We start from the raw sequence: 19,180 nt of genomic DNA on the forward strand, positions 1-19,180 counted from the left end.
TTAGTGTTCTAACGCCGCCCTTAAAAAGCCCTGATGAGTGGCGAGTTTTTCCCTGGCGGCTGCAGCATCCAGCCCCGTAAGCGCCATCAAAATGGCGGGCTTAACCTCAAAATCGGTCTGTTTCAGCAACGTTTCCGCCTCTTCACGACCTATCCCGGTCGCTTCAACGACCATCCGACACGCGCGATCGACCAGTTTGACGTTGGTGGCTTTCATATCCACCATCAGGTTCTGATAGACCTTACCGAACTTCACCATCGCGCCGGTAGAAATCATATTGAGCACCATTTTCTGCGCGGTGCCGGATTTCAGCCGCGTGGAGCCGGTAAGCGCTTCCGGCCCGACAACGGGCGAAATAGCGATATTAGCCTCCCGCGCAATAGCCGAATCTGGATTACAGGAGACGGCAACAGTGGTACAACCGGACTGTCGCGCATAGCGCAGGCCACCAATCACATAGGGTGTACGACCCGACGCCGCGAGCCCCACGACCAGATCCTGTTCTTGCAGATTTAGCGCGACAAGATCGTCTTCGCCTGCCTGTTGGCTGTCTTCCGCGCCTTCGACCGCTTTCAGCAACGCGCCCGGCCCGCCGGCAATCAGCCCGACGACCAGACCGTGCGGAACGCCAAACGTCGGGGGGCATTCTGAGGCATCCAGTACGCCAAGCCGACCACTGGTGCCCGCGCCCATATAGATGATACGTCCGCCAGACTTCAGCGCCGCCGCCGCGGCATCCACCGCACGCGCAACGTCAGGCAGAGTGGCTTTTACCGCTTCCGCTACCAGCGTATCCTGTTCATTAAAACGCTTAACTAATTCAGGAGTAGGCAACGCATCCAGATCCATCGTTTGCGGGTTACGGGTTTCAGACACTAAGGTACCAAGATTCATTTTTGTCCCTCTGGAATTTTTAATTCATAATAAGCGTCCATGATGGAATAGAATATTCCCCCAGGCGAGTGAAATTTCGTTTTGTCGTCGCCATCACGTTTCGCAGGAGCTGCTCATGAACTGTTTGATTCGTATTCGCCAGCGTTATCCGGATCTCGCGCAAAGCGACAGGAAACTGGCGGATTATCTGCTCGCGCAACCGGATACGGCGCGGCATCTGAGCTCGCAGCAACTGGCGGCTGAAGCGGGCGTCAGCCAATCCAGCGTAGTCAAGTTCGCGCAAAAACTGGGGTTTAAAGGGTTTCCGGCGTTGAAACTGGCTCTCAGCGAAGCGTTGGCCAGCAATCCTAATCCGCATTCCGTTCCCGTTCATAACCAGATTCGCGGCGACGATCCGATGCGCCTGGTCGGGGAAAAATTAATTAAAGAGAATGTGGCGGCGATGCACGCCACGCTGGACGTTAACAGTGAAGAAAAGCTGTTAGAAAGCGTCACGATGCTGCGCCACGCCCGCCGTATTGTGATCACCGGGATTGGCGCCTCTGGGCTGGTGGCGCAAAATTTTGCCTGGAAGCTACTGAAGATTGGCATTAACGCGGTGGTTGAGCGCGACATGCACGCCCTGCTGGCGACGGTGCAGGCGCTGGCGCCGGAGGATCTGCTGCTGGCGATCTCTTATTCCGGGGAGCGGCGCGAGCTGAACCTGGCGGCGGACGAAACATTACGCGCAGGCGCGAAAATCCTGGCAATTACCGGTTTTTCTCCCAACGCCTTGCAGCAGCGCGCCACCCGCTGTCTGTATACGATTGCCGAAGAGCAAGCGACGCGCAGCGCCGCTATCTCCTCGACACATGCGCAAATGATGTTGACCGACTTACTGTTTATGGCGCTGGTACAACAGGATTTAGAGCGGGCGCCGGAGCGTATTCGCCATAGCGAGGCGCTGGTAAAAAAACTGGTTTGAAAATGGCTCTTCCGCCTCATGCAGAAGAGCTATCAAGTTTATTGCGCTTCTTTCGCGTGAATCAATTGCGTCAGGAGTGTGTTAACCGGTACGGCAATATTGTTCTGAGCGCCGATTCGCGCAATCGCACCATTTAAATAGTCGATTTCAGTCAGTCGGCCTTTATGTAAATCCTGATGCATAGAAGGATAGTGGTGGCCGCTCTCACGCGGATCGAACACTTTCTTCACCGTATTCATCACCATTTGCTCAGTCAACGGAATATTCTGGCTGGCAGCAACTAACACAAACTCATCAACTACCGCTTGCGCTAAATCTAAAGCACCAGGCCGCTGACCAAATCCGCCGACATTACAATCCAGTAGCGCGCAATAGGTGTTCATTACGCTATTAAAGGCTGCTTTCTTCCAGATCGATAATAATACGTCAGGGCTTATTTCAGCATTCAATCCCGCGCTATTAAGGGTGGCAATGACCTTAGCCTCTTGAGCCGAATCCTGGCTGGCAATCGGCTGCAGTTCAATCGTTCCGGTACCGGTGGCCATAATATGCCCAGCCCCCTCCAGTTCGCTGGACCATAACGTCACACCCGCATAGATTTTCTGCCGATCGACATATTTCTCCAGCGTTTCGATATTTCCCAGGCCGTTAGATAAAATCATCACGACCTTCGCGGCTGGCAGCAGCGGCTTAATACGCTGTAACATGCTATCCAACTGCATGGCTTTGGTAAACAGAATAACCAGCTCAAACTCCCCCTGGGATTCATCAGCCAACATAGCAGGGATGGGGTAATACTTCTGAGTCGTTTCCGTTTCGACAAACAACCCCTTGCTACGAATAGCGTCGACATGCTCCTGCCAGCTATCGATAAGCGTCACGTCGTGCCCGGCCTCCAGCAGCATATAGCCAAAACGACACCCCATAGCGCCTGCACCTGCGATTGCAATTTTCATTTTTATTTCCTTATTATCTGATTAATGAATTTTGGCTAAAACCGTTGCGACATATTTTTTCGTTATCAGGGTCAACACGACTCCAATAAGCAATAGCACCGTGGTTAAAATAAATACTGTATTGTAGCTTCCGGTATATTTTGCAATAGCGGACGTTACATAAGGAGCAATAACCGCACCGACGGCAAAACCAAAATACATAAAGCCGTAGTTTAGCCCCTGGTTACGCATACCAAAATTCTGGCTGGTCAAACCAGGGAAGATAACTAATATACCGGCATAAGCAAAGCCCACGCCCAGAGCGCTGAAATAAAATACCGAAGTATTGCCATTGAAGAAAAATAACAGCAGCATACACAAGCAAGTAAAGAGGTAAACAATAACCAGCGTATTATAGCCGCCTAATTTATCGGTTAACCCTCCCCAGAACAGGCGACCGATCGAGTTAAATATCGAGACCAGGCTAACGACTAATGCACCGGACAATAAACCGTACTGCGTCATACCAATTTGCGCAGAACTTGAGCTAATTACCATCCCAGAGAACACGCCCAGCGCCAGAATCATAAACAGCAGCCAGAAGCGCAGATCTTTCAGCATGTGCCGATAGTCTTTATCCAGTGGCGACGCTTTAATTCCTCCACTATCTTTTGCTGGCGCGCTACGAATAAAGAACTGGACGATAAAAATAACCACCAGATAAACAATGCCCAGATATAACAACGCCCGACTAACATCGTGAGTTTGCGCCATAAAATATTCGGCCAGGCGGGTGCAAAGTAGCGTCCCGACGCCAACACCCGCCAGTACGATACCGCTGGCCAGACCGCGACGGTCAGGGAAAAATTTCAGAATATTATTAAGATTACCCGTAAAAGCCAGGCCCGATCCCAACCCGGCAATGACGCCGTAGGTTAAAAACAGCATGGGCAAATTATCCACAAACCCGGACAAGATAAAACCTAAAGAAAACAGGATACCGCCGATAACTATCGCCTGCTTTCCTTTACCATTGTCGATCATTCTCCCACCCCAAATCATCGGTAAAGGAATGATCCCCATGTTGATAGAGAATGCTAACGCCAGCGTAGCCGGATCCCAGTGATATTGCGCCATGAGTGGTGTTTTGAAATAGCTAAATGCGTAGACGCCCCCGAGCACAAAATTGATGCACACGTGAGCGGCAAGCATTCCCCAGCGGTTGATTGATGCCGACATAATTTTCCCTTTTTAAAATGCACTGATCACAGTTTAAAAAAAGCAAAATAGGCAAACAATTTGGTATTTTTTATAATCGTTATAACAAAACCCAATCGATTGGCATTAAATTTTAATGAATATCAAACAACTACATTCCTTCCTGATATTGTGTGATGAATTACATTATGGTCGGGCAGCCAGTCGCCTGTTTATCACTCAGCCATCATTAAGTCAGCAAATCAAACAACTTGAGTCATCACTTAAAACAATATTATTTAAGCGAAAAGGTAGAGGAATTAAATTAACAAAAGCAGGCATTATTTTGCAACGACACGCTAACAAAATAATGCTGGATTTAAAAAATGCCGAAAATGAACTTCTTCCCTATCAGGATCAACAGCGCGATACTATTTCAATCGGGGTGTCAGGCAGCTACCTGGTCCTGCCCGCTTTTCGCAACTTTATGGCGCACCATCCGGAAATATCTTTAAATGTTAAAGAGTTCTCAACTGAGCAAACCATTAAAAAGCTGACGGATAGCGCCGTTGATATTGGCATTGTTTATCGAACAGTGCTCCCTGCCCAGCTAAGCTCGACCATGCTGTTTGAAGATGAAATTATCGCTGCAATCCCACTTTCTCATCCTCTGGCGACACGCGAACGTCTGCATCTAAAAGATTTAAACGACCAGCCCATTATCGTGCTTAATGACTCTCTGCTATTAAGAGGGATCATCACCACAGAATTTAATAACCGCAAAGTCGTTCCTAACGTCATCTGCGAACTGGATAACCACTACTCATGCCTTGAGTATGCCGAAGCGCAGATTGGCATCGCATTTATTACCCGCTCGCTAACCCATTTATCGACACCCAAAAATGTTCGCCTGGTTTCACTGGGCATCCCCGCATTCTTTATTCCTGTCATGCTGGTGCACAGTAATGACCTTTCACTGGATAACGCAACCATCTGCCTGCTCAAGCAGATCAAAAATTTTTACACTGTAGATAACAAATCAGCGCCAGAAAAGAGCTGGCCCGAGCAGAAAATAGGCGTATAATGCCCGCCCGATTTGTGTTGTTTCTGAGAATTTCCTGATGGCGCTGTTAATCACCAAAAAATGTATCAATTGCGATATGTGCGAGCCGGAGTGCCCGAATGAGGCGATTTCAATGGGCGACAGCATTTATGAGATTAACAGCGACAAATGCACCGAGTGTGTAGGCCATTACGAAACGCCGACCTGTCAGAAAGTCTGCCCGATCCCCAATACGATTTTGCAGGATCCCGCCCATGTCGAAACCGAAGAACAGTTGTGGGATAAGTTTGTTCTGATGCATCACGCAGATAAACTGTAAGCGGGTTAACGCACTTCCAACGCAACAATGCCTGATGGCGCTATGCTTATCAGGCCGACAATATATCGGCCTGTAGGTCAGATAACGTGTTTACGCCGCCATCCGGCAAATCTAACTTTCCAGAATGACCGTAGCGCAGGCGTAATGGCGTTCATCGGCCAACGTGACATGCATGTGCGCCACACCGAGTTTTTCCGCCAGAATTAACGCCTCGCCCCACAGCCGCAAACGTGGTTTTCCCAGCTCATCGTTAAACACTTCGAACTGATTGAACGCCAGACCGTTGCGGATGCCGGTGCCAAAAGCTTTCGCTGCCGCCTCTTTGACCGCAAAACGCTTGGCGAGAAAACGCACCGGCTGCTGATGCGTCTCCCAGATAGCCCACTCGTTGTCACTGAGCACACGCCTTGCCAGACGTTCGCCGGAACGGGAGATCACTGCCTCAATGCGGGCAATCTCTACAATATCCGTTCCCAGGCCGAGAATCGCCATTAGCCGCGCGCTTCCAGCATCAAACGTTTCATTTCAGCCACCGCCTCTTTCAGCCCCGTCATCACCGCCCGACCAATAATGGCATGACCGATATTGAGCTCGTGCATTTCCGGCAGTGCGGCAATAGCTTTGACGTTATGGTAAGTCAGGCCATGACCCGCATTTACTTTTAGCCCCAGACGGGCCGCCAGGGTCGCGGCGCTGGCAATACGCGCCAGCTCTTTTGCCTGTTCCGCATCGGTTTCTGCGTTGGCGTAGCAGCCGGTATGGATTTCGATAAACGGCGCGCCGACTTCCGCCGCCGCGTTGATTTGCCTTTCATCGGCATCGATAAAGAGCGAAACCTGGATGCCAGCCGCCGCCAGGCGCGCACAGGCATCACGCATTTTATCGCGCTGTCCGGCCACATCCAGGCCGCCTTCGGTGGTGACTTCCTGGCGTTTTTCCGGCACCAGACAACAGAAATGCGGCCTGGTTTCTACGGCGATCGCCAGCATCTCTTCGGTCACCGCCATCTCCAGATTCATACGCGTATGCAGCGTCTGACGCAGAATGCGCACATCGCGATCGGTAATGTGGCGACGATCTTCGCGCAGGTGTACGGTAATGCCGTCCGCGCCTGCCTGTTCAGCAATAAACGCCGCCTGTACCGGATCCGGATAGTCGGTGCCGCGCGCATTACGTAACGTGGCAATGTGGTCAATATTGACGCCTAACAGTAATTCAGCCATGACAATCCTCGTTAATCTTTCTTCGTTTTTACTGTGCGTTTGGGCATAAATTGCCGGAACAGCTCCCGGCTTTTTAACGGTTTTCCCCCAAGATACGGCTTTAATGCCATACGGGTAAAGCGTTTAGCGGCACGCAGGGTATCTACATCCGGAAATTCCCGCGCCTCCAGCGCTTTCAGGTGCCGTCCGGTAAAGGTGTTGTTATCGATGACGACGCTGGCGAAAAAGCCTTTTTCTTCGCGGTAACGGTAGGTCATGGTGTCATCCACCCGTTCGCCGCTGCCTGCACAATGGGTGAAATTGACGCCATACCCCAGATGGCCCAGCAACGCCAGTTCGAAACGTCGCAACGCCGGTTCAGGCGAGCCAGTGGTTCCCGCCAGCGCCTGAATACAGTTCAGATAATCAAAAAAGAGTTCGGAGAAGCGCGTTTCATATTCCAGTACGCGAGAGAGGAGTTCGTTGATATACAGGCCGCTATAGAGCGTAATACCGCTTAACGGCAACGCCAGAGAAACTGCCTCGGCGCTGCGCAGGGTTTTCACCTCGCCGCGTCCGCTGTAGCGTAGCAATAACGGCGTAAAAGGCTGTAACGCGCCTTTCAGATTGGAACGTTTAGATCGCGCGCCTTTGGCGACAAGTCGCACGCGCCCCGATTCTTCCGTGAAGACGTCCAGCATCAGGCTGGTTTCGCTCCAGGGGCGACTGTGCAGGACAAATGCGCGCTGCCACCCTTCCACGCTGTGTTAACTCACAGATCGTCTACGTAACCGAGACTGCGCAGAGCGCGTTCGTCATCGGCCCAGCCGGATTTCACTTTCACCCACAATTCCAGGTGTACCGGCGCTTCGAACATCTCCTGCATGTCTTTACGCGCTTCAATACCAATGGTTTTGATTTTGGCGCCTTTGTTGCCAATCACCATCTTCTTCTGCCCTTCGCGCTCGACGAGGATCAGCCCGTTGATATCATAGCCGCCGCGTTCGTTGGTAACAAAACGTTCAATCTCAACGGTAACGGAATACGGCAGCTCGGCGCCGAGAAAACGCATCAGCTTTTCACGAATGATTTCAGACGCCATAAAGCGCTGAGAGCGATCGGTGATGTAATCTTCCGGGAAGTGATGAATCGCTTCCGGTAAATGTTTACGCACGATACCGGCAATGGTATCGACGTTCATACCCGTTTCAGCAGAGATGGGTACGATATCAAGAAAGTTCATCTGGCTTGCCAGGAACTGGAGGTGCGGCAGCAAATCGGCTTTTTCCTGCACGTTATCCACCTTGTTAACGGCGAGAATAACCGGCGCTTTGCCATCGCGCAGTTTGTTCAGGACCATTTCGTCGTCCGGCGTCCAACGGGTGCCTTCCACAACGAAAATCACCAGCTCAACGTCGCCAATCGAACTGCTCGCCGCCTTATTCATCAAACGGTTAATGGCGCGCTTTTCTTCCATATGCAGTCCCGGGGTATCGACATAAATTGCCTGATACGGGCCTTCGGTATGAATACCGACAATGCGGTGGCGCGTGGTCTGCGCTTTACGGGAAGTGATTGAAATCTTCTGCCCAAGCAGTTTGTTCAGCAAGGTGGATTTGCCAACGTTCGGACGTCCGACGATGGCAATAAATCCGCAGTAAGTTTTGTCAGTGCTCATTCCAACTCCAGTTTTTTCAGCGCCTGTTCGGCGGCAGCCTGCTCCGCCTTACGACGGCTGGAACCCGTGCCAACCACCGGTTCGCTCAGGCCGCTGACCTGGCAGTGGATAGTAAATTCCTGATCGTGCGCCTCGCCGCGTACCTGCACAACCAGGTAAGATGGCAGCGGCAGATGGCGACCCTGCAAATACTCCTGCAAGCGCGTTTTAGGATCTTTTTGTTTATCGCCCGGGCTTATCTCATCCAGACGGGTTTTATACCAGTTAAGGATTAACTGCTCGACGGTCTGGATATTGCTATCGAGAAATACTCCGCCGATTAACGCTTCCACGGTGTCCGCCAGAATGGACTCCCGACGAAATCCGCCGCTTTTTAATTCGCCCGGCCCTAAACGCAGGCACTCGCCTAAATCAAATTCACGGGCTAATTCCGCCAGCGTATTACCACGTACCAACGTGGCGCGCATACGGCTCATATCTCCCTCATCCACCCGTGGAAAACGGTGATAAAGCGCATTAGCGATAACGAAGCTCAGGATTGAATCGCCTAAAAATTCCAGGCGTTCGTTATGTTTACTGCTGGCGCTGCGGTGAGTTAATGCCTGCTGCAACAGCTCCTGATGATTAAAAGTGTAGCCCAGCTTCCGTTGAAGCCGATTAATTACGATGGGGTTCATGCGATACCAATAAATGAATGCGTCAACAATCCAGCACACGAAACAGACCTGATACACGTCATCTGTCCTGCCGCATCGCTGCAGCGGAAAGAAGGTTGTCTATAACCAACGCTGTTTCGTGTGCCGTGGCGACCAAACGGCGCCAACCTAAAACTTCGGGGGAATATTCTATACACAACGACAGGGGATGTCGTTAGTCTGAGGGAATTTATCCAGGAAATAATTCACGCTGCCGCTAAAAAGACGGCAGCGTGAACGATCATTTCGTCACAGTTAGTGAATACCGCCGATACGACTCAGGCGTACGCCTGTCGGCCACTCCCCTTCCTGCTTGTCAAAGCTCATCCAGATAGCGACCGCTTTACCGACCAGATTCGCTTCCGGAACAAATCCCCAGTAACGGCTATCCGCGCTGTTATCGCGGTTGTCGCCCATCATGAAATATTGCCCCGGCGGTACAACCCAGGTCGCCAGCGGTTGTCCTGGCTGTTGGTAATACATGCCCAACTGATCCTGAGCTATCGGCACCATCAGGATGCGGTGCGTCACATCGCCCAACGTCTCTTTACGTTCGGTCAGGCGAATGCCGTTTTCTTTCGTCTCGTTTAGCGGAACCTCAAAGAAACCGCTGGTCGCTCCTCCGCCGTTACGGCGGGCAAAGGTCTGTACAAAATCGCTCGGCTCAACGTTAGAGTAGGTAACCGGCAGCGCATTTTCGCACGCCTGACCGGAGCTACAGCCAGGCTGAATCGTCACCTCTTTCGCAACCGGATCATAAGTGATTTTATCGCCCGGCAAACCGACGGCGCGTTTGATGTAATCTAACTTAGGATCTTCCGGATATTTAAATACCACAATATCCCCGCGCTTTGGATGACCGGTCTCAATCAGGGTTTTCTGGTAGATCGGATCTTTAATGCCGTAGGCAAATTTTTCCACCAGAATAAAATCGCCGATAAGCAGTGTCGGCATCATTGAGCCTGACGGGATCTGAAAGGGTTCATAAAGAAATGAACGAACGATCAGAACGATCGCCAGAACCGGGAAAACCGACGCCCCGGTCTCCAGCCAGCCCGGCTTAGGCGCCACTTTATTGAGCGTAGCGTTATCCAGCGCATCTCCCGACGCCGTTTGCGCGGCAGCCTGGCGCGCCCGACGTTTTGGCGCGAAAACAAACTTATCAACGCACCATAAAATGCCCGTCACCAGTGTGGCTATCACCAGAATCAGGGCAAACATGTTCGCCATGCCAACTCCTTAGGGATTATTTATTGTCTTTACCGACATGCAGAATGGCGAGGAACGCCTCCTGAGGCAGCTCGACGTTACCGATCTGCTTCATGCGTTTCTTACCTTCTTTCTGTTTCTGCAGCAGTTTTTTCTTACGACTGATATCACCGCCGTAGCACTTCGCCAGCACGTTTTTACGTAACTGTTTTACCGTCGAACGGGCAATAATATGCGTACCAATCGCCGCCTGAATCGCGATATCAAACTGCTGGCGTGGAATCAAATCTTTCATCTTCTCCACCAGCTCGCGACCACGGCTTTGCGAGTTATCACGGTGCGTGATCAGCGCCAGCGCATCGACACGCTCGTTGTTGATTAACACATCAACACGCACCATATCGGAAGCCTGGAAGCGCTTGAAGTTATAATCCAGAGACGCATAGCCGCGCGACGTTGATTTCAGACGGTCAAAGAAGTCGAGCACCACTTCCGCCATCGGGATTTCATAGGTCAACGCGACCTGGTTACCGTGATACACCATGTTAGTTTGTACGCCGCGTTTCTCAATACACAGCGTAATAACGTTACCTAAATAGGCTTGTGGTAACAGCATATGACACTCGGCGATAGGCTCGCGCAGTTCATAAATGTTATTCAACGGCGGCAGCTTGGAGGGGCTATCAACATAGATAGTCTCTTTCGCCGTTGTTTCTACTTCATAAACCACGGTCGGCGCAGTGGTGATCAGATCCAGATCGTATTCGCGTTCCAGACGCTCCTGAATGATCTCCATGTGCAACAGGCCGAGGAAGCCGCAGCGGAAACCAAAGCCCAGCGCCGAGGAGCTTTCCGGTTCATAAAACAGTGAGGCATCGTTCAGGCTCAGCTTGCCGAGCGCGTCGCGGAAACTTTCATAATCGTCGGAGCTGACCGGGAACAGACCTGCATAGACCTGCGGTTTCACCTTCTTAAAGCCCGGCAACGCTTTTTCCGCTGGGTTACGCGCTGAGGTTAAGGTATCGCCAACCGGCGCGCCGAGGATATCTTTAATGGCGCAGACCAGCCAGCCTACTTCGCCGCACTTCAGCTCGGTACGATCAACCTGTTTCGGCGTGAAAATCCCCAGGCGGTCAGCGTTGTAGGTCTGCCCGGTGCTCATCACTTTAATTTTGTCGCCTTTACGCATGGTGCCGTTTTTAATACGCACCAGCGATACCACGCCCAGGTAGTTATCGAACCAGGAGTCAATAATCAGCGCCTGCAGCGGGCCGTCCGGATCGCCTTGCGGCGGCGGGATATCGCGCACCAGGCGTTCCAGAACATCCGTCACGCCGACACCCGTTTTGGCGGAGCAGCGTACCGCGTCCGTCGCATCGATACCGACAATGTCTTCGATTTCTTCCGCCACACGCTCCGGATCGGCGGCCGGCAGGTCAATCTTGTTAAGCACCGGCACCACTTCAAGATCCATTTCCATCGCGGTGTAGCAGTTCGCCAACGTTTGCGCTTCTACGCCCTGGCCGGCATCCACCACCAGCAGCGCGCCCTCGCAGGCGGCTAACGAACGGGAAACTTCATAGGAAAAGTCAACGTGTCCCGGCGTGTCGATAAAGTTCAGTTGATAAGTTTCACCATCAGACGCTTTAAAATCCAGCGTCACACTCTGGGCTTTAATAGTAATACCGCGCTCACGCTCAAGATCCATCGAATCAAGTACCTGAGCTTCCATTTCACGGTCAGACAGGCCACCGCAGATTTGGATAATACGGTCAGACAGCGTCGATTTACCGTGGTCAATGTGAGCAATGATCGAAAAGTTACGTATGTTCTTCATAGAGATAAATTATTATGCCTTACGCCTGGTTGACCAGACTTTAGAGGTCGCTGTTCTGAGCTTAACGTCTGTTTTAACTGAAACGCCGCATTCTACACTACAACGCTAAGGCGAGGAAATGTTCATAGTGTACGGAGAGCGGGAACTGGAAAACGCCTCGCTTTTTTCCTGTAAAACACCGCAACGCAGGAAAAGCGCATGTTTATCGGGACAACAACCCAACGCGGCAGGTGTATCGTTGGGCAAAACGTTTACTGGCGCGTTTCGATTGAGGTAGTTTCGACGCGGACAAGATCAGGCGGGAGGGCAACGTTTAAAATCACCGGCTGCCAGGCGTCACGCTCCGCCAGTTTTCGGGAATAGCCGCGGGCAACCAGAAAACCGCCCACGCCGCCCAGCACGGCCCCGCTTAATGCGGCAAGGTCAGATCCAAACAGCATCTGAAAAAGCGCCGCACAAAGAAATAGCCCCGCTAAAGGCGACATATAGACCAGCAACGCCGAACCTAAAAGGCTTTTTTCGGCGATGCCCAACTCGACTTTCTGCCCCGGCGCCAGCGGCTCCGCGCTTGGCACAACAATGGTATGCGTGGTTTGCGGCCCTAATTTATTCAGCACGCGACTGCCGCATCCCGCACGGGAGGCGCAGCTGCTGCATGACGCTTTAACGTCGCAGCTCACCACCGCCTGACCATTCTGCCAGGAGATAACGGTTGCCCACTCTTTAATCATTGTACTGCCCTGAATTTGATACTGTCGGCAATGCGCTTCGCCGTTTGCGGCGGAAGCTCGCCGACAATGGTGATTTCTGCGTTGTCGCGAACGCTGCTATAAACCGTTCGGCGCCCGGTGCGCAGCATCTGATCGCTGCTGTTTTGCGTCGCCCGGTTCACATTGACGGAAAAGCTAAACAGACCGTCAGAATAAAGCCGCGATTCGATAGGCAGATTATCCATCGTCGGCAACGGACGACGGCTGCTGGAAACTTCGCTAAAGCCTTGCGGTACCCAGGATGGACTCCAGTTAAATTTCGTTTTTTCGCCACCGGGAACAGAAAGCAGCGGCGGCAGATTCGCCTTCGCCAGCGCCTGCATGTTGCTGCCGATATCCTGACTCACCGTGAACGCAATAACGCGGAACTGCTCCAGCGTCTCGCCATCGCGATCCAGCAGATCAACGCGCATCGGCAGTTTGGTGTCCATGTCCATCCAGACGATATAGCTGTAACGCGTACCATCGCGCGCCACAACGCGGATAACTTCGCACAATCTGTCTGCGATACGGGTGCGTCCGACAGAAATAAAGTCGTAGTAAGGCGCCAGGCGCTTAAAGTCGGTGTAAATCAGGGAAGGCAGAGAATCGACAATATAATCACCGTTCAGGGTGAACGGCTCAAGGCCCGGTTCAAAATAACTGATTTCATTACCACGCTGTACGACCTCCCGGCGGGGACCGTCCAACTGTAGCAATTGCGCAAGCGGGCGACTATCCAGGCGTGCGTGTCGATAACGCAGAGATTCAACGCCTTGTTTCGTGATGCTGACGAATGACAGCTCGTAATTCAGTGACTGACTGGCGATGTTCATCTGCTGCAATAACGCCCCGGACGCAGGGTCGGCCGAGGCGTTTACTGAGAAGAACAGGCTAGCCGCCACAAGGGACATGGCAAACCAAAGTTGCTTCATTACTGCGATTGCGTTCCTAAAGTTTGGATTCCTGGCACCTGTACCGCGGCTTGCTGGGTTTGCGCCTGCTCAAACTGAAGCTGTTCGGAGTGCAGTCGGCGCTGCAGTTCATAGTCCTGCAACATGGCATTAATGCGACGACGCTGCTCCTGTACCTGCTGTTGCTGACTGCCGACAGGCGCTGCTTCAGAAGGCACTCCCAGACTTACCGGGCTGGCTTTCCCCATCATAGGCAGGGTATTGAAAACCGGCGTTTCAGGTTGTTGGGATGTTTCAGATTGCCCATTATAGTGCTGGACACCGACGATAACTGCAAGTGAAACGCACGCCGCCACGCCCATTTGGGTAAGCTGCGCCGCCCACGGACGCACTTTTTTCCAGAACGGCATTTTCTGCCATTGCTGCGGAGCGGGTTGGGCCTCAGGGATTAATGGCGACACCTGACGTACTGGCTCGTTTTCAATAGCGGCCATCACGCGAGCGGATATATCGAAATGGAGAACGTCAGGCGTATCCCCCCGCATTGAATCGCGGATCAGGTGATAACTCTCCCAGGTTTTCTGCATTTCCGGGTCGTGCGTAAGCGCTTTGAGCAGCTCACTATCCAACGTTTCGCCATCCATCAAAGCGGAAAGTTTTTCTTTCTGCATGCCTAATACCTTTTCCAGTATCCCGCTATCGTCAACGCCTGATAAGCGGTTGAACTTTATTATCAATAGCTTCCCGCGCCCGGAAGATACGTGAACGCACCGTCCCCACCGGACAATCCATGATAGCCGCTATCTCTTCATAGCTCAGGCCATCCAGCTCCCGTAAGGTGATTGCCATACGTAAATCTTCCGGGAGGGACTCAATAGTTCGGAAAACTATCTGTCTCAGTTCTTCTGACAACATTAAGTTCTCAGGGTTCGAAATTTCTTTCAGCGCGCCGCCGCTTTCAAAGTTTTCTGCTTCAATCGCGTCTACATCACTGGAAGGCGGACGACGCCCCTGCGCAACCAGGTAGTTCTTCGCGGTATTGACCGCAATGCGATACAACCAGGTATAAAAAGCGCTATCCCCCCGGAAAGAATCCAGCGCACGATAGGCCTTAATAAATGATTCCTGTACGACATCGGGAACGTCGCCCGATGGCACATAGCGGGAAACCAGACTCGCCACTTTATGCTGGTAGCGCACTACCAGTAAGTTAAAGGCTTTCTGATCTCCCTTCTGGACCCGTTCAACCAGGACCTGGTCCGTTAACTGCTCGCTCATCCGAGGTAATGTCTCCCCAAACCAAATTTCCACGCGCTTTCGAAACGCCACTCCATAAGCCGCACTATGAGCAAGCAACAGGTTAGAGTGTCTATGTTTCGTAAAGTTCCGTTACGCATTTGTTTTTGTTTGTCATGTTGTAGACAGGTCTTATCTTCCATTATAAGTCTACAGATGCTGAACAACGCACTATCTGTACAGAAATGCCCATTTCGTCGTTTGCAGAGTAACCTAACAGCATCTTTATTTCACTACAAAATCCGACGCTAACACCCTGCCCTATAAAATATTTTTTGCCGTTTATCTCTCGCCGTATTTTTATTTTATGTTTAATAAGCACAACACCAGCGAAATCATCACGTGCTTTTTAGCGCCATATAGTGCTAATCTGCCGCAACCATGTTTAGTAAATTAAACAAGAACCATGATGACAACTCCTGAACTGTCCTGTGATGTGTTAATTATCGGCAGCGGCGCGGCCGGACTCTCGCTGGCGCTGCGTCTGGCTGAAAAACATAAGGTTATCGTCCTGAGTAAAGGGCCGGTGAGCGAGGGCTCCACGTTTTATGCGCAGGGCGGTATTGCCGCCGTGTTTGATGAAACCGACAGTATTGCGTCGCATGTCGAAGATACGCTGATTGCCGGCGCCGGAATTTGCGATCGCCACGCGGTGGAGTTTGTCGCCAGCAACGCCCGTACCTGCGTGCAGTGGCTTATCGATCAGGGCGTCCTGTTTGATACGCATGTCCAGCCAAACGGCAAGGAGAGCTATCATCTCACGCGTGAAGGCGGCCATAGTCATCGCCGTATCCTTCATGCCGCCGACGCTACCGGAAAGGAAGTCGAAACCACGTTGGTCAGTCGGGCGCAAAATCATCCTAATATTCAGGTGCTGGAACGCAGCAACGCCGTTGATTTAATTATTTCCGATAAAATGGGTCTGCCGGGGCCTCGCCGGGTCGTCGGCGCCTGGATCTGGAATCGCAATAAAGAGTGGGTTGAAACCTGTCATGCGAAGTCGGTGGTGCTGGCGACCGGCGGCGCCTCAAAGGTGTATCAATATACCACTAACCCGGATATTTCCTCCGGCGACGGTATCGCGATGGCCTGGCGCGCAGGCTGTCGGGTCGCTAATCTGGAATTTAACCAGTTTCATCCCACCGCCCTTTATCACCCGCAGGCGCGTAATTTTCTCCTTACCGAAGCGCTGCGCGGCGAAGGCGCATACCTTAAACGTCCGGACGGTTCACGGTTTATGCCGGACGTTGACGAACGCGGGGAACTGGCGCCGCGCGATATTGTCGCCCGCGCTATTGACCATGAGATGAAACGACTCGGCGCAGACTGTATGTTTCTCGATATTAGCCACAAGCCTGACGATTTTGTCCGCCAGCACTTCCCGATGATCTATGCGAAACTGCTCGATTTGGGGATGGATTTAACCAAAGAACCGATTCCCATTGTTCCTGCCGCGCACTATACCTGCGGCGGCGTGGTCGTCGATGATTATGGTCGTACCGATGTAGACGGCTTATATGCCATTGGCGAAGTCAGTTACACCGGCCTGCACGGCGCTAACCGTATGGCGTCCAACTCGTTGCTGGAATGCTTAGTGTACGGCTGGTCCGCGGCAATGGATATCGACAGGCGAATGCCTTCTGTCCACAGCGTTGACGTCCTTCCCGCCTGGGATGAAAGCCGCGTGGAGAACGCCGATGAGCGGGTGGTGATTCAGCATAACTGGCATGAACTGCGCCTGCTGATGTGGGACTATGTGGGCATTGTGCGCACGACGAAACGGCTGGAGCGCGCCCTACGGCGTATTACTATGTTGCAACAAGAGATTGACGAATATTACGCCAACTTTCGCGTCTCGAATAATTTACTGGAGCTGCGCAATCTGGTGCAAGTGGCCGAACTGATTGTGCGTTGCGCGATGATGCGTAAAGAGAGCCGGGGGCTGCACTTTACGCTGGATTATCCGCAACAACTGGCTGAATCAGGCCCATCGATCCTTTCGCCGTTAACGCCTCACATAAACAGATAAAATGCCTGGGTCAGCGCCGTATAACTTTCAGAATAATGCTGGTCTGACCCGCGAATTACTAATCTGTCGCTAAAGCACTCTCCGGCTTGCGGGGAGAATGCGAGCAAAACCCGGTGCGGCAAGCGCGCTTCGTTTTCCGCAACGTCAGTACGTAATCGCAAATGCCATCCCATGTTGAGCGCTTGCTGTGTAAAAGCGTTACCTATTTGTTCCGGCAAGACTACGCAAAAAAAGCCGTCTTCGGTAATACAATCCGCCGCAATAGCCAATAACGTCTGGTGATCCAGCGTAGCGGTGTAACGCGCCTGCTCCCGCTGCGGCGTGGCGCATTCCACTCCGGGTTCGTAATAAGGCGGGTTGCTGATAATAAGATCAAAGCGTACCGTCTGGCGAGGCGCCCAACGCTGAATATCGTCAGTATGCACCGTTATTCGATGCGGCCAGGGAGAGTGAGCCACGTTTTCCTGCGCTTGCATGGCAGCCCCGGCATCCAGTTCCACGGCGTCAACAGGCACATTGTCATCCGTCCGCTGCGCCAGCATTAACGCCAGCAGACCGCTTCCAGTACCGATATCCAGAATTCGCTTTACATCCGCGACCGGCGCCCACGCCCCGAGTAAAATACCGTCAGTTCCCACTTTCATCGCACACCGATCGTGTGCGACAAAAAACTGTTTAAACGTAAATCCGTTACGACGAAGAACGGAGCCAGACTGAGACATGTAAAAACAACCTTGCAAAAAACGGCGACAGCGCCGGGTGAAAACAATACCTGAGAAGGGATATCCATACAAACAGATGAAGATTGCGGCCGTAACGTCTATAATCAGCGCCCCACACAGAGGTAGAACATGACTGTAACGACTTTTTCCGAACTTGAACTCGACGAAAGCCTGCTGGATGCCCTCCAGGATAAAGGTTTCACTCGCCCGACCGCCATTCAGGCTGCCGCCATTCCGCCTGCGCTCGATGGCCGTGATGTACTCGGTTCTGCGCCGACAGGCACCGGTAAAACGGCGGCATATCTGCTGCCGGCGTTGCAGCACCTGCTCGACTTTCCGCGTAAAAAATCGGGGCCGCCGCGCATTCTGATCCTGACGCCAACCCGCGAACTGGCAATGCAGGTTGCCGATCACGCTCGTGAACTGGCTAAGCATACTCATCTGGATATCGCCACGATTACCGGCGGCGTGGCCTATATGAACCATGCTGAAGTGTTTAGCGAAAACCAGGATATCGTGGTCGCCACGACGGGCCGTCTGCTGCAATATATAAAAGAAGAGAACTTTGACTGCCGGGCGGTTGAAACACTGATCCTTGACGAAGCTGACCGGATGCTCGACATGGGCTTCGCTCAGGACATTGAACATATCGCTGGTGAGACCCGCTGGCGTAAACAAACGATGCTGTTCTCCGCCACGCTGGAAGGCGATGCGATTAAAGATTTTGCCGAGCGCCTGCTGGAAGACCCGGTTGAGGTTTCTGCCAATCCGTCAACCCGCGAGCGTAAGAAAATTCACCAGTGGTACTACCGTGCCGACAATTTCGAACATAAAGTTGCGCTGTTGAAGCACCTGCTAAAACAAGACGATGCAACCCGTTCTATCGTGTTTGTACGTAAACGTGAACGCGTCCATGAATTGGCTGAAACGCTGCGTCTGGCAGGGATCAACAATTGCTATCTTGAAGGTGAGATGGCGCAGATCAAACGTAACGAAGGTATTAAGCGTCTCACCGACGGTCGCGTTAACGTGCTGGTCGCGACCGACGTCGCGGCACGCGGGATTGATATTCCTGACGTCAGCCACGTCATTAACTTCGACATGCCGCGCAGTGGCGATACCTATCTGCATCGCATTGGTCGTACAGGCCGTGCTGGCCGCAAAGGCACTGCAATCTCGCTGGTAGAAGCCCACGACCATCTGTTGCTGCTGAAAATCGGTCGCTACATCGAAGAGCCGCTAAAAGCGCGCGTCATTGATGAGCTTCGCCCGACCACGCGTGCGCCTAGCGAAAAGTTGACCGGCAAACCGTCGAAAAAAGTGCTGGCGAAACGCGCCGAGAAGAAAAAAGAGAAAGAAAAAGAGAAGCCGCGCGTGAAGAAACGTCACCGCGATACAAAAAATATCGGTAAGCGCCGCAAGCCAAGCGGTACGAAAATGCAGGAGCAATCCAGCGAAGAGTGATGATAATGCCGGG

At 52.3% G+C, this 19,180-nt stretch carries 21 protein-coding genes; 5 read left to right on the forward strand and 16 right to left on the reverse strand.

Translation table 11 applies throughout. The features are described from left to right. Positions 1-894: an N-acetylmuramic acid 6-phosphate etherase gene (gene murQ / locus ABVN44_RS17250; protein ID WP_023231995.1), complete on the reverse strand. Its 894-nt coding sequence runs from the start codon at positions 892-894 to the stop codon at positions 1-3. Positions 895-1,009: 115 nt separating this feature from the next. Here murQ and ABVN44_RS17255 point away from each other — a divergent pair, with 115 nt between their 5' ends. Continuing rightward, the gene (locus ABVN44_RS17255) at positions 1,010-1,858 is read left to right on the forward strand and encodes a MurR/RpiR family transcriptional regulator (RefSeq protein ID WP_000995703.1); all 849 of its coding nucleotides are present in this window, start codon (positions 1,010-1,012) and stop codon (positions 1,856-1,858) included. Between the two features lie 38 nt (positions 1,859-1,896). Here the strand turns inward: ABVN44_RS17255 and ABVN44_RS17260 are convergent, their stop codons facing one another. Both ABVN44_RS17260 and ABVN44_RS17265 read right to left on the reverse strand, forming a co-directional pair. Next, positions 1,897-2,814: an oxidoreductase gene (locus ABVN44_RS17260; protein WP_000684036.1), complete on the reverse strand. Its 918-nt coding sequence runs from the start codon at positions 2,812-2,814 to the stop codon at positions 1,897-1,899. 21 nt (positions 2,815-2,835) lie between these two features. Further along, positions 2,836-4,032, reverse strand: coding sequence for an OFA family MFS transporter (locus ABVN44_RS17265; protein ID WP_001276364.1), 1,197 nt, complete (start codon positions 4,030-4,032; stop codon positions 2,836-2,838). Positions 4,033-4,147: 115 nt separating this feature from the next. Here ABVN44_RS17265 and ABVN44_RS17270 point away from each other — a divergent pair, with 115 nt between their 5' ends. Together ABVN44_RS17270 and ABVN44_RS17275 are read left to right on the forward strand one after the other, a co-directional pair. Then, the gene (locus ABVN44_RS17270) at positions 4,148-5,074 is read left to right on the forward strand and encodes a LysR family transcriptional regulator (RefSeq protein ID WP_129339432.1); all 927 of its coding nucleotides are present in this window, start codon (positions 4,148-4,150) and stop codon (positions 5,072-5,074) included. Between the two features lie 37 nt (positions 5,075-5,111). After that, the gene (locus ABVN44_RS17275; protein WP_001196291.1) at positions 5,112-5,372 is read left to right on the forward strand and encodes a YfhL family 4Fe-4S dicluster ferredoxin; all 261 of its coding nucleotides are present in this window, start codon (positions 5,112-5,114) and stop codon (positions 5,370-5,372) included. 111 nt (positions 5,373-5,483) lie between these two features. On the opposite strand, the gene acpS is transcribed toward ABVN44_RS17275, so the two are convergent. The 12 genes from acpS to rseD form a co-directional block, all read right to left on the reverse strand. Further along, complete coding sequence (gene acpS, locus ABVN44_RS17280; RefSeq protein ID WP_000986042.1) at positions 5,484-5,864, reverse strand: holo-ACP synthase; 381 nt, start codon at positions 5,862-5,864, stop codon at positions 5,484-5,486. Beyond that, positions 5,864-6,595 carry a pyridoxine 5'-phosphate synthase gene (gene pdxJ / locus ABVN44_RS17285; RefSeq protein WP_000818969.1) on the reverse strand — a complete coding sequence of 244 codons (732 nt, stop codon included), beginning with the start codon at positions 6,593-6,595 and terminating at the stop codon, positions 5,864-5,866. The genes acpS and pdxJ overlap by 1 nt, the downstream gene beginning before the upstream one ends. A gap of 11 nt (positions 6,596-6,606) precedes the next feature. Further along, positions 6,607-7,335, reverse strand: a complete 729-nt coding sequence (gene recO, locus ABVN44_RS17290; RefSeq protein WP_000399380.1) for a DNA repair protein RecO — start codon at positions 7,333-7,335, stop codon at positions 6,607-6,609. A gap of 11 nt (positions 7,336-7,346) precedes the next feature. After that, entirely contained in the window at positions 7,347-8,252 is a 906-nt protein-coding gene (gene era, locus ABVN44_RS17295) for a GTPase Era (protein ID WP_000102230.1), read from the reverse strand. Then, a complete protein-coding gene (gene rnc, locus ABVN44_RS17300; RefSeq protein WP_001068341.1) occupies positions 8,249-8,929 on the reverse strand; it encodes a ribonuclease III in 681 nt (226 codons plus the stop codon). The genes era and rnc overlap by 4 nt, the downstream gene beginning before the upstream one ends. Positions 8,930-9,202: 273 nt before the next feature. Continuing rightward, positions 9,203-10,177, reverse strand: coding sequence for a signal peptidase I (gene lepB / locus ABVN44_RS17305; protein ID WP_023231994.1), 975 nt, complete (start codon positions 10,175-10,177; stop codon positions 9,203-9,205). A gap of 16 nt (positions 10,178-10,193) precedes the next feature. Then, positions 10,194-11,993: a translation elongation factor 4 gene (lepA, locus tag ABVN44_RS17310; RefSeq protein ID WP_000790154.1), complete on the reverse strand. Its 1,800-nt coding sequence runs from the start codon at positions 11,991-11,993 to the stop codon at positions 10,194-10,196. A gap of 251 nt (positions 11,994-12,244) precedes the next feature. Continuing rightward, positions 12,245-12,724: a SoxR-reducing system protein RseC gene (rseC, locus tag ABVN44_RS17315; RefSeq protein ID WP_000589049.1), complete on the reverse strand. Its 480-nt coding sequence runs from the start codon at positions 12,722-12,724 to the stop codon at positions 12,245-12,247. Then, a complete protein-coding gene (gene rseB / locus ABVN44_RS17320) occupies positions 12,721-13,677 on the reverse strand; it encodes a sigma-E factor regulatory protein RseB (protein WP_000812021.1) in 957 nt (318 codons plus the stop codon). Before rseB ends, rseC begins: the two co-directional genes overlap by 4 nt. After that, positions 13,677-14,327: an anti-sigma-E factor RseA gene (gene rseA, locus ABVN44_RS17325; protein ID WP_001168374.1), complete on the reverse strand. Its 651-nt coding sequence runs from the start codon at positions 14,325-14,327 to the stop codon at positions 13,677-13,679. Before rseA ends, rseB begins: the two co-directional genes overlap by 1 nt. A 31-nt stretch (positions 14,328-14,358) precedes the next feature. After that, on the reverse strand, positions 14,359-14,934 hold the full coding sequence (rpoE, locus tag ABVN44_RS17330) for an RNA polymerase sigma factor RpoE (RefSeq protein WP_000003307.1): 576 nt from the start codon (positions 14,932-14,934) through the stop codon (positions 14,359-14,361). Then, positions 14,931-15,095, reverse strand: coding sequence for a rpoE leader peptide RseD (gene rseD, locus ABVN44_RS17335; RefSeq protein WP_014344135.1), 165 nt, complete (start codon positions 15,093-15,095; stop codon positions 14,931-14,933). Before rseD ends, rpoE begins: the two co-directional genes overlap by 4 nt. A 263-nt stretch (positions 15,096-15,358) precedes the next feature. Between rseD and nadB the strand changes: the two genes are divergently transcribed. After that, a complete protein-coding gene (gene nadB, locus ABVN44_RS17340; RefSeq protein WP_000989184.1) occupies positions 15,359-16,981 on the forward strand; it encodes an L-aspartate oxidase in 1,623 nt (540 codons plus the stop codon). On the opposite strand, the gene trmN is transcribed toward nadB, so the two are convergent. After that, entirely contained in the window at positions 16,966-17,703 is a 738-nt protein-coding gene (gene trmN / locus ABVN44_RS17345; protein ID WP_023231993.1) for a tRNA(1)(Val) (adenine(37)-N(6))-methyltransferase TrmN, read from the reverse strand. The genes nadB and trmN overlap by 16 nt on opposite strands. A 129-nt stretch (positions 17,704-17,832) precedes the next feature. Between trmN and srmB the strand changes: the two genes are divergently transcribed. Then, positions 17,833-19,167, forward strand: coding sequence for an ATP-dependent RNA helicase SrmB (gene srmB, locus ABVN44_RS17350; RefSeq protein ID WP_000219174.1), 1,335 nt, complete (start codon positions 17,833-17,835; stop codon positions 19,165-19,167). Positions 19,168-19,180 lie beyond the last annotated feature (13 nt).

The sequence above is a fragment of the Salmonella sp. SJTUF15570 genome, assembly GCF_043357055.1.
Classification (GTDB): Bacteria; Pseudomonadota; Gammaproteobacteria; order Enterobacterales; family Enterobacteriaceae; genus Salmonella; species Salmonella enterica.

Bases quoted from the DNA above. Each gene is read 5' to 3' on its own strand.
- murQ (WP_023231995.1), bottom strand. From the start codon at position 894: ATGAATCTTGGTACCTTAGTGTCTGAAACCCGTAACCCGCAAACGATG.
- ABVN44_RS17255 (WP_000995703.1), top strand. From the start codon at position 1,010: ATGAACTGTTTGATTCGTATTCGCCAGCGTTATCCGGATCTCGCGCAA.
- ABVN44_RS17260 (WP_000684036.1), bottom strand. From the start codon at position 2,814: ATGAAAATTGCAATCGCAGGTGCAGGCGCTATGGGGTGTCGTTTTGGC.
- ABVN44_RS17265 (WP_001276364.1), bottom strand. From the start codon at position 4,032: ATGTCGGCATCAATCAACCGCTGGGGAATGCTTGCCGCTCACGTGTGC.
- ABVN44_RS17270 (WP_129339432.1), top strand. From the start codon at position 4,148: ATGAATATCAAACAACTACATTCCTTCCTGATATTGTGTGATGAATTA.
- ABVN44_RS17275 (WP_001196291.1), top strand. From the start codon at position 5,112: ATGGCGCTGTTAATCACCAAAAAATGTATCAATTGCGATATGTGCGAG.
- acpS (WP_000986042.1), bottom strand. From the start codon at position 5,864: ATGGCGATTCTCGGCCTGGGAACGGATATTGTAGAGATTGCCCGCATT.
- pdxJ (WP_000818969.1), bottom strand. From the start codon at position 6,595: ATGGCTGAATTACTGTTAGGCGTCAATATTGACCACATTGCCACGTTA.
- era (WP_000102230.1), bottom strand. From the start codon at position 8,252: ATGAGCACTGACAAAACTTACTGCGGATTTATTGCCATCGTCGGACGT.
- rnc (WP_001068341.1), bottom strand. From the start codon at position 8,929: ATGAACCCCATCGTAATTAATCGGCTTCAACGGAAGCTGGGCTACACT.
- lepB (WP_023231994.1), bottom strand. From the start codon at position 10,177: ATGGCGAACATGTTTGCCCTGATTCTGGTGATAGCCACACTGGTGACG.
- lepA (WP_000790154.1), bottom strand. From the start codon at position 11,993: ATGAAGAACATACGTAACTTTTCGATCATTGCTCACATTGACCACGGT.
- rseC (WP_000589049.1), bottom strand. From the start codon at position 12,724: ATGATTAAAGAGTGGGCAACCGTTATCTCCTGGCAGAATGGTCAGGCG.
- rseB (WP_000812021.1), bottom strand. From the start codon at position 13,677: ATGAAGCAACTTTGGTTTGCCATGTCCCTTGTGGCGGCTAGCCTGTTC.
- rseA (WP_001168374.1), bottom strand. From the start codon at position 14,327: ATGCAGAAAGAAAAACTTTCCGCTTTGATGGATGGCGAAACGTTGGAT.
- rpoE (WP_000003307.1), bottom strand. From the start codon at position 14,934: ATGAGCGAGCAGTTAACGGACCAGGTCCTGGTTGAACGGGTCCAGAAG.
- rseD (WP_014344135.1), bottom strand. From the start codon at position 15,095: ATGGAAGATAAGACCTGTCTACAACATGACAAACAAAAACAAATGCGT.
- nadB (WP_000989184.1), top strand. From the start codon at position 15,359: ATGATGACAACTCCTGAACTGTCCTGTGATGTGTTAATTATCGGCAGC.
- trmN (WP_023231993.1), bottom strand. From the start codon at position 17,703: ATGTCTCAGTCTGGCTCCGTTCTTCGTCGTAACGGATTTACGTTTAAA.
- srmB (WP_000219174.1), top strand. From the start codon at position 17,833: ATGACTGTAACGACTTTTTCCGAACTTGAACTCGACGAAAGCCTGCTG.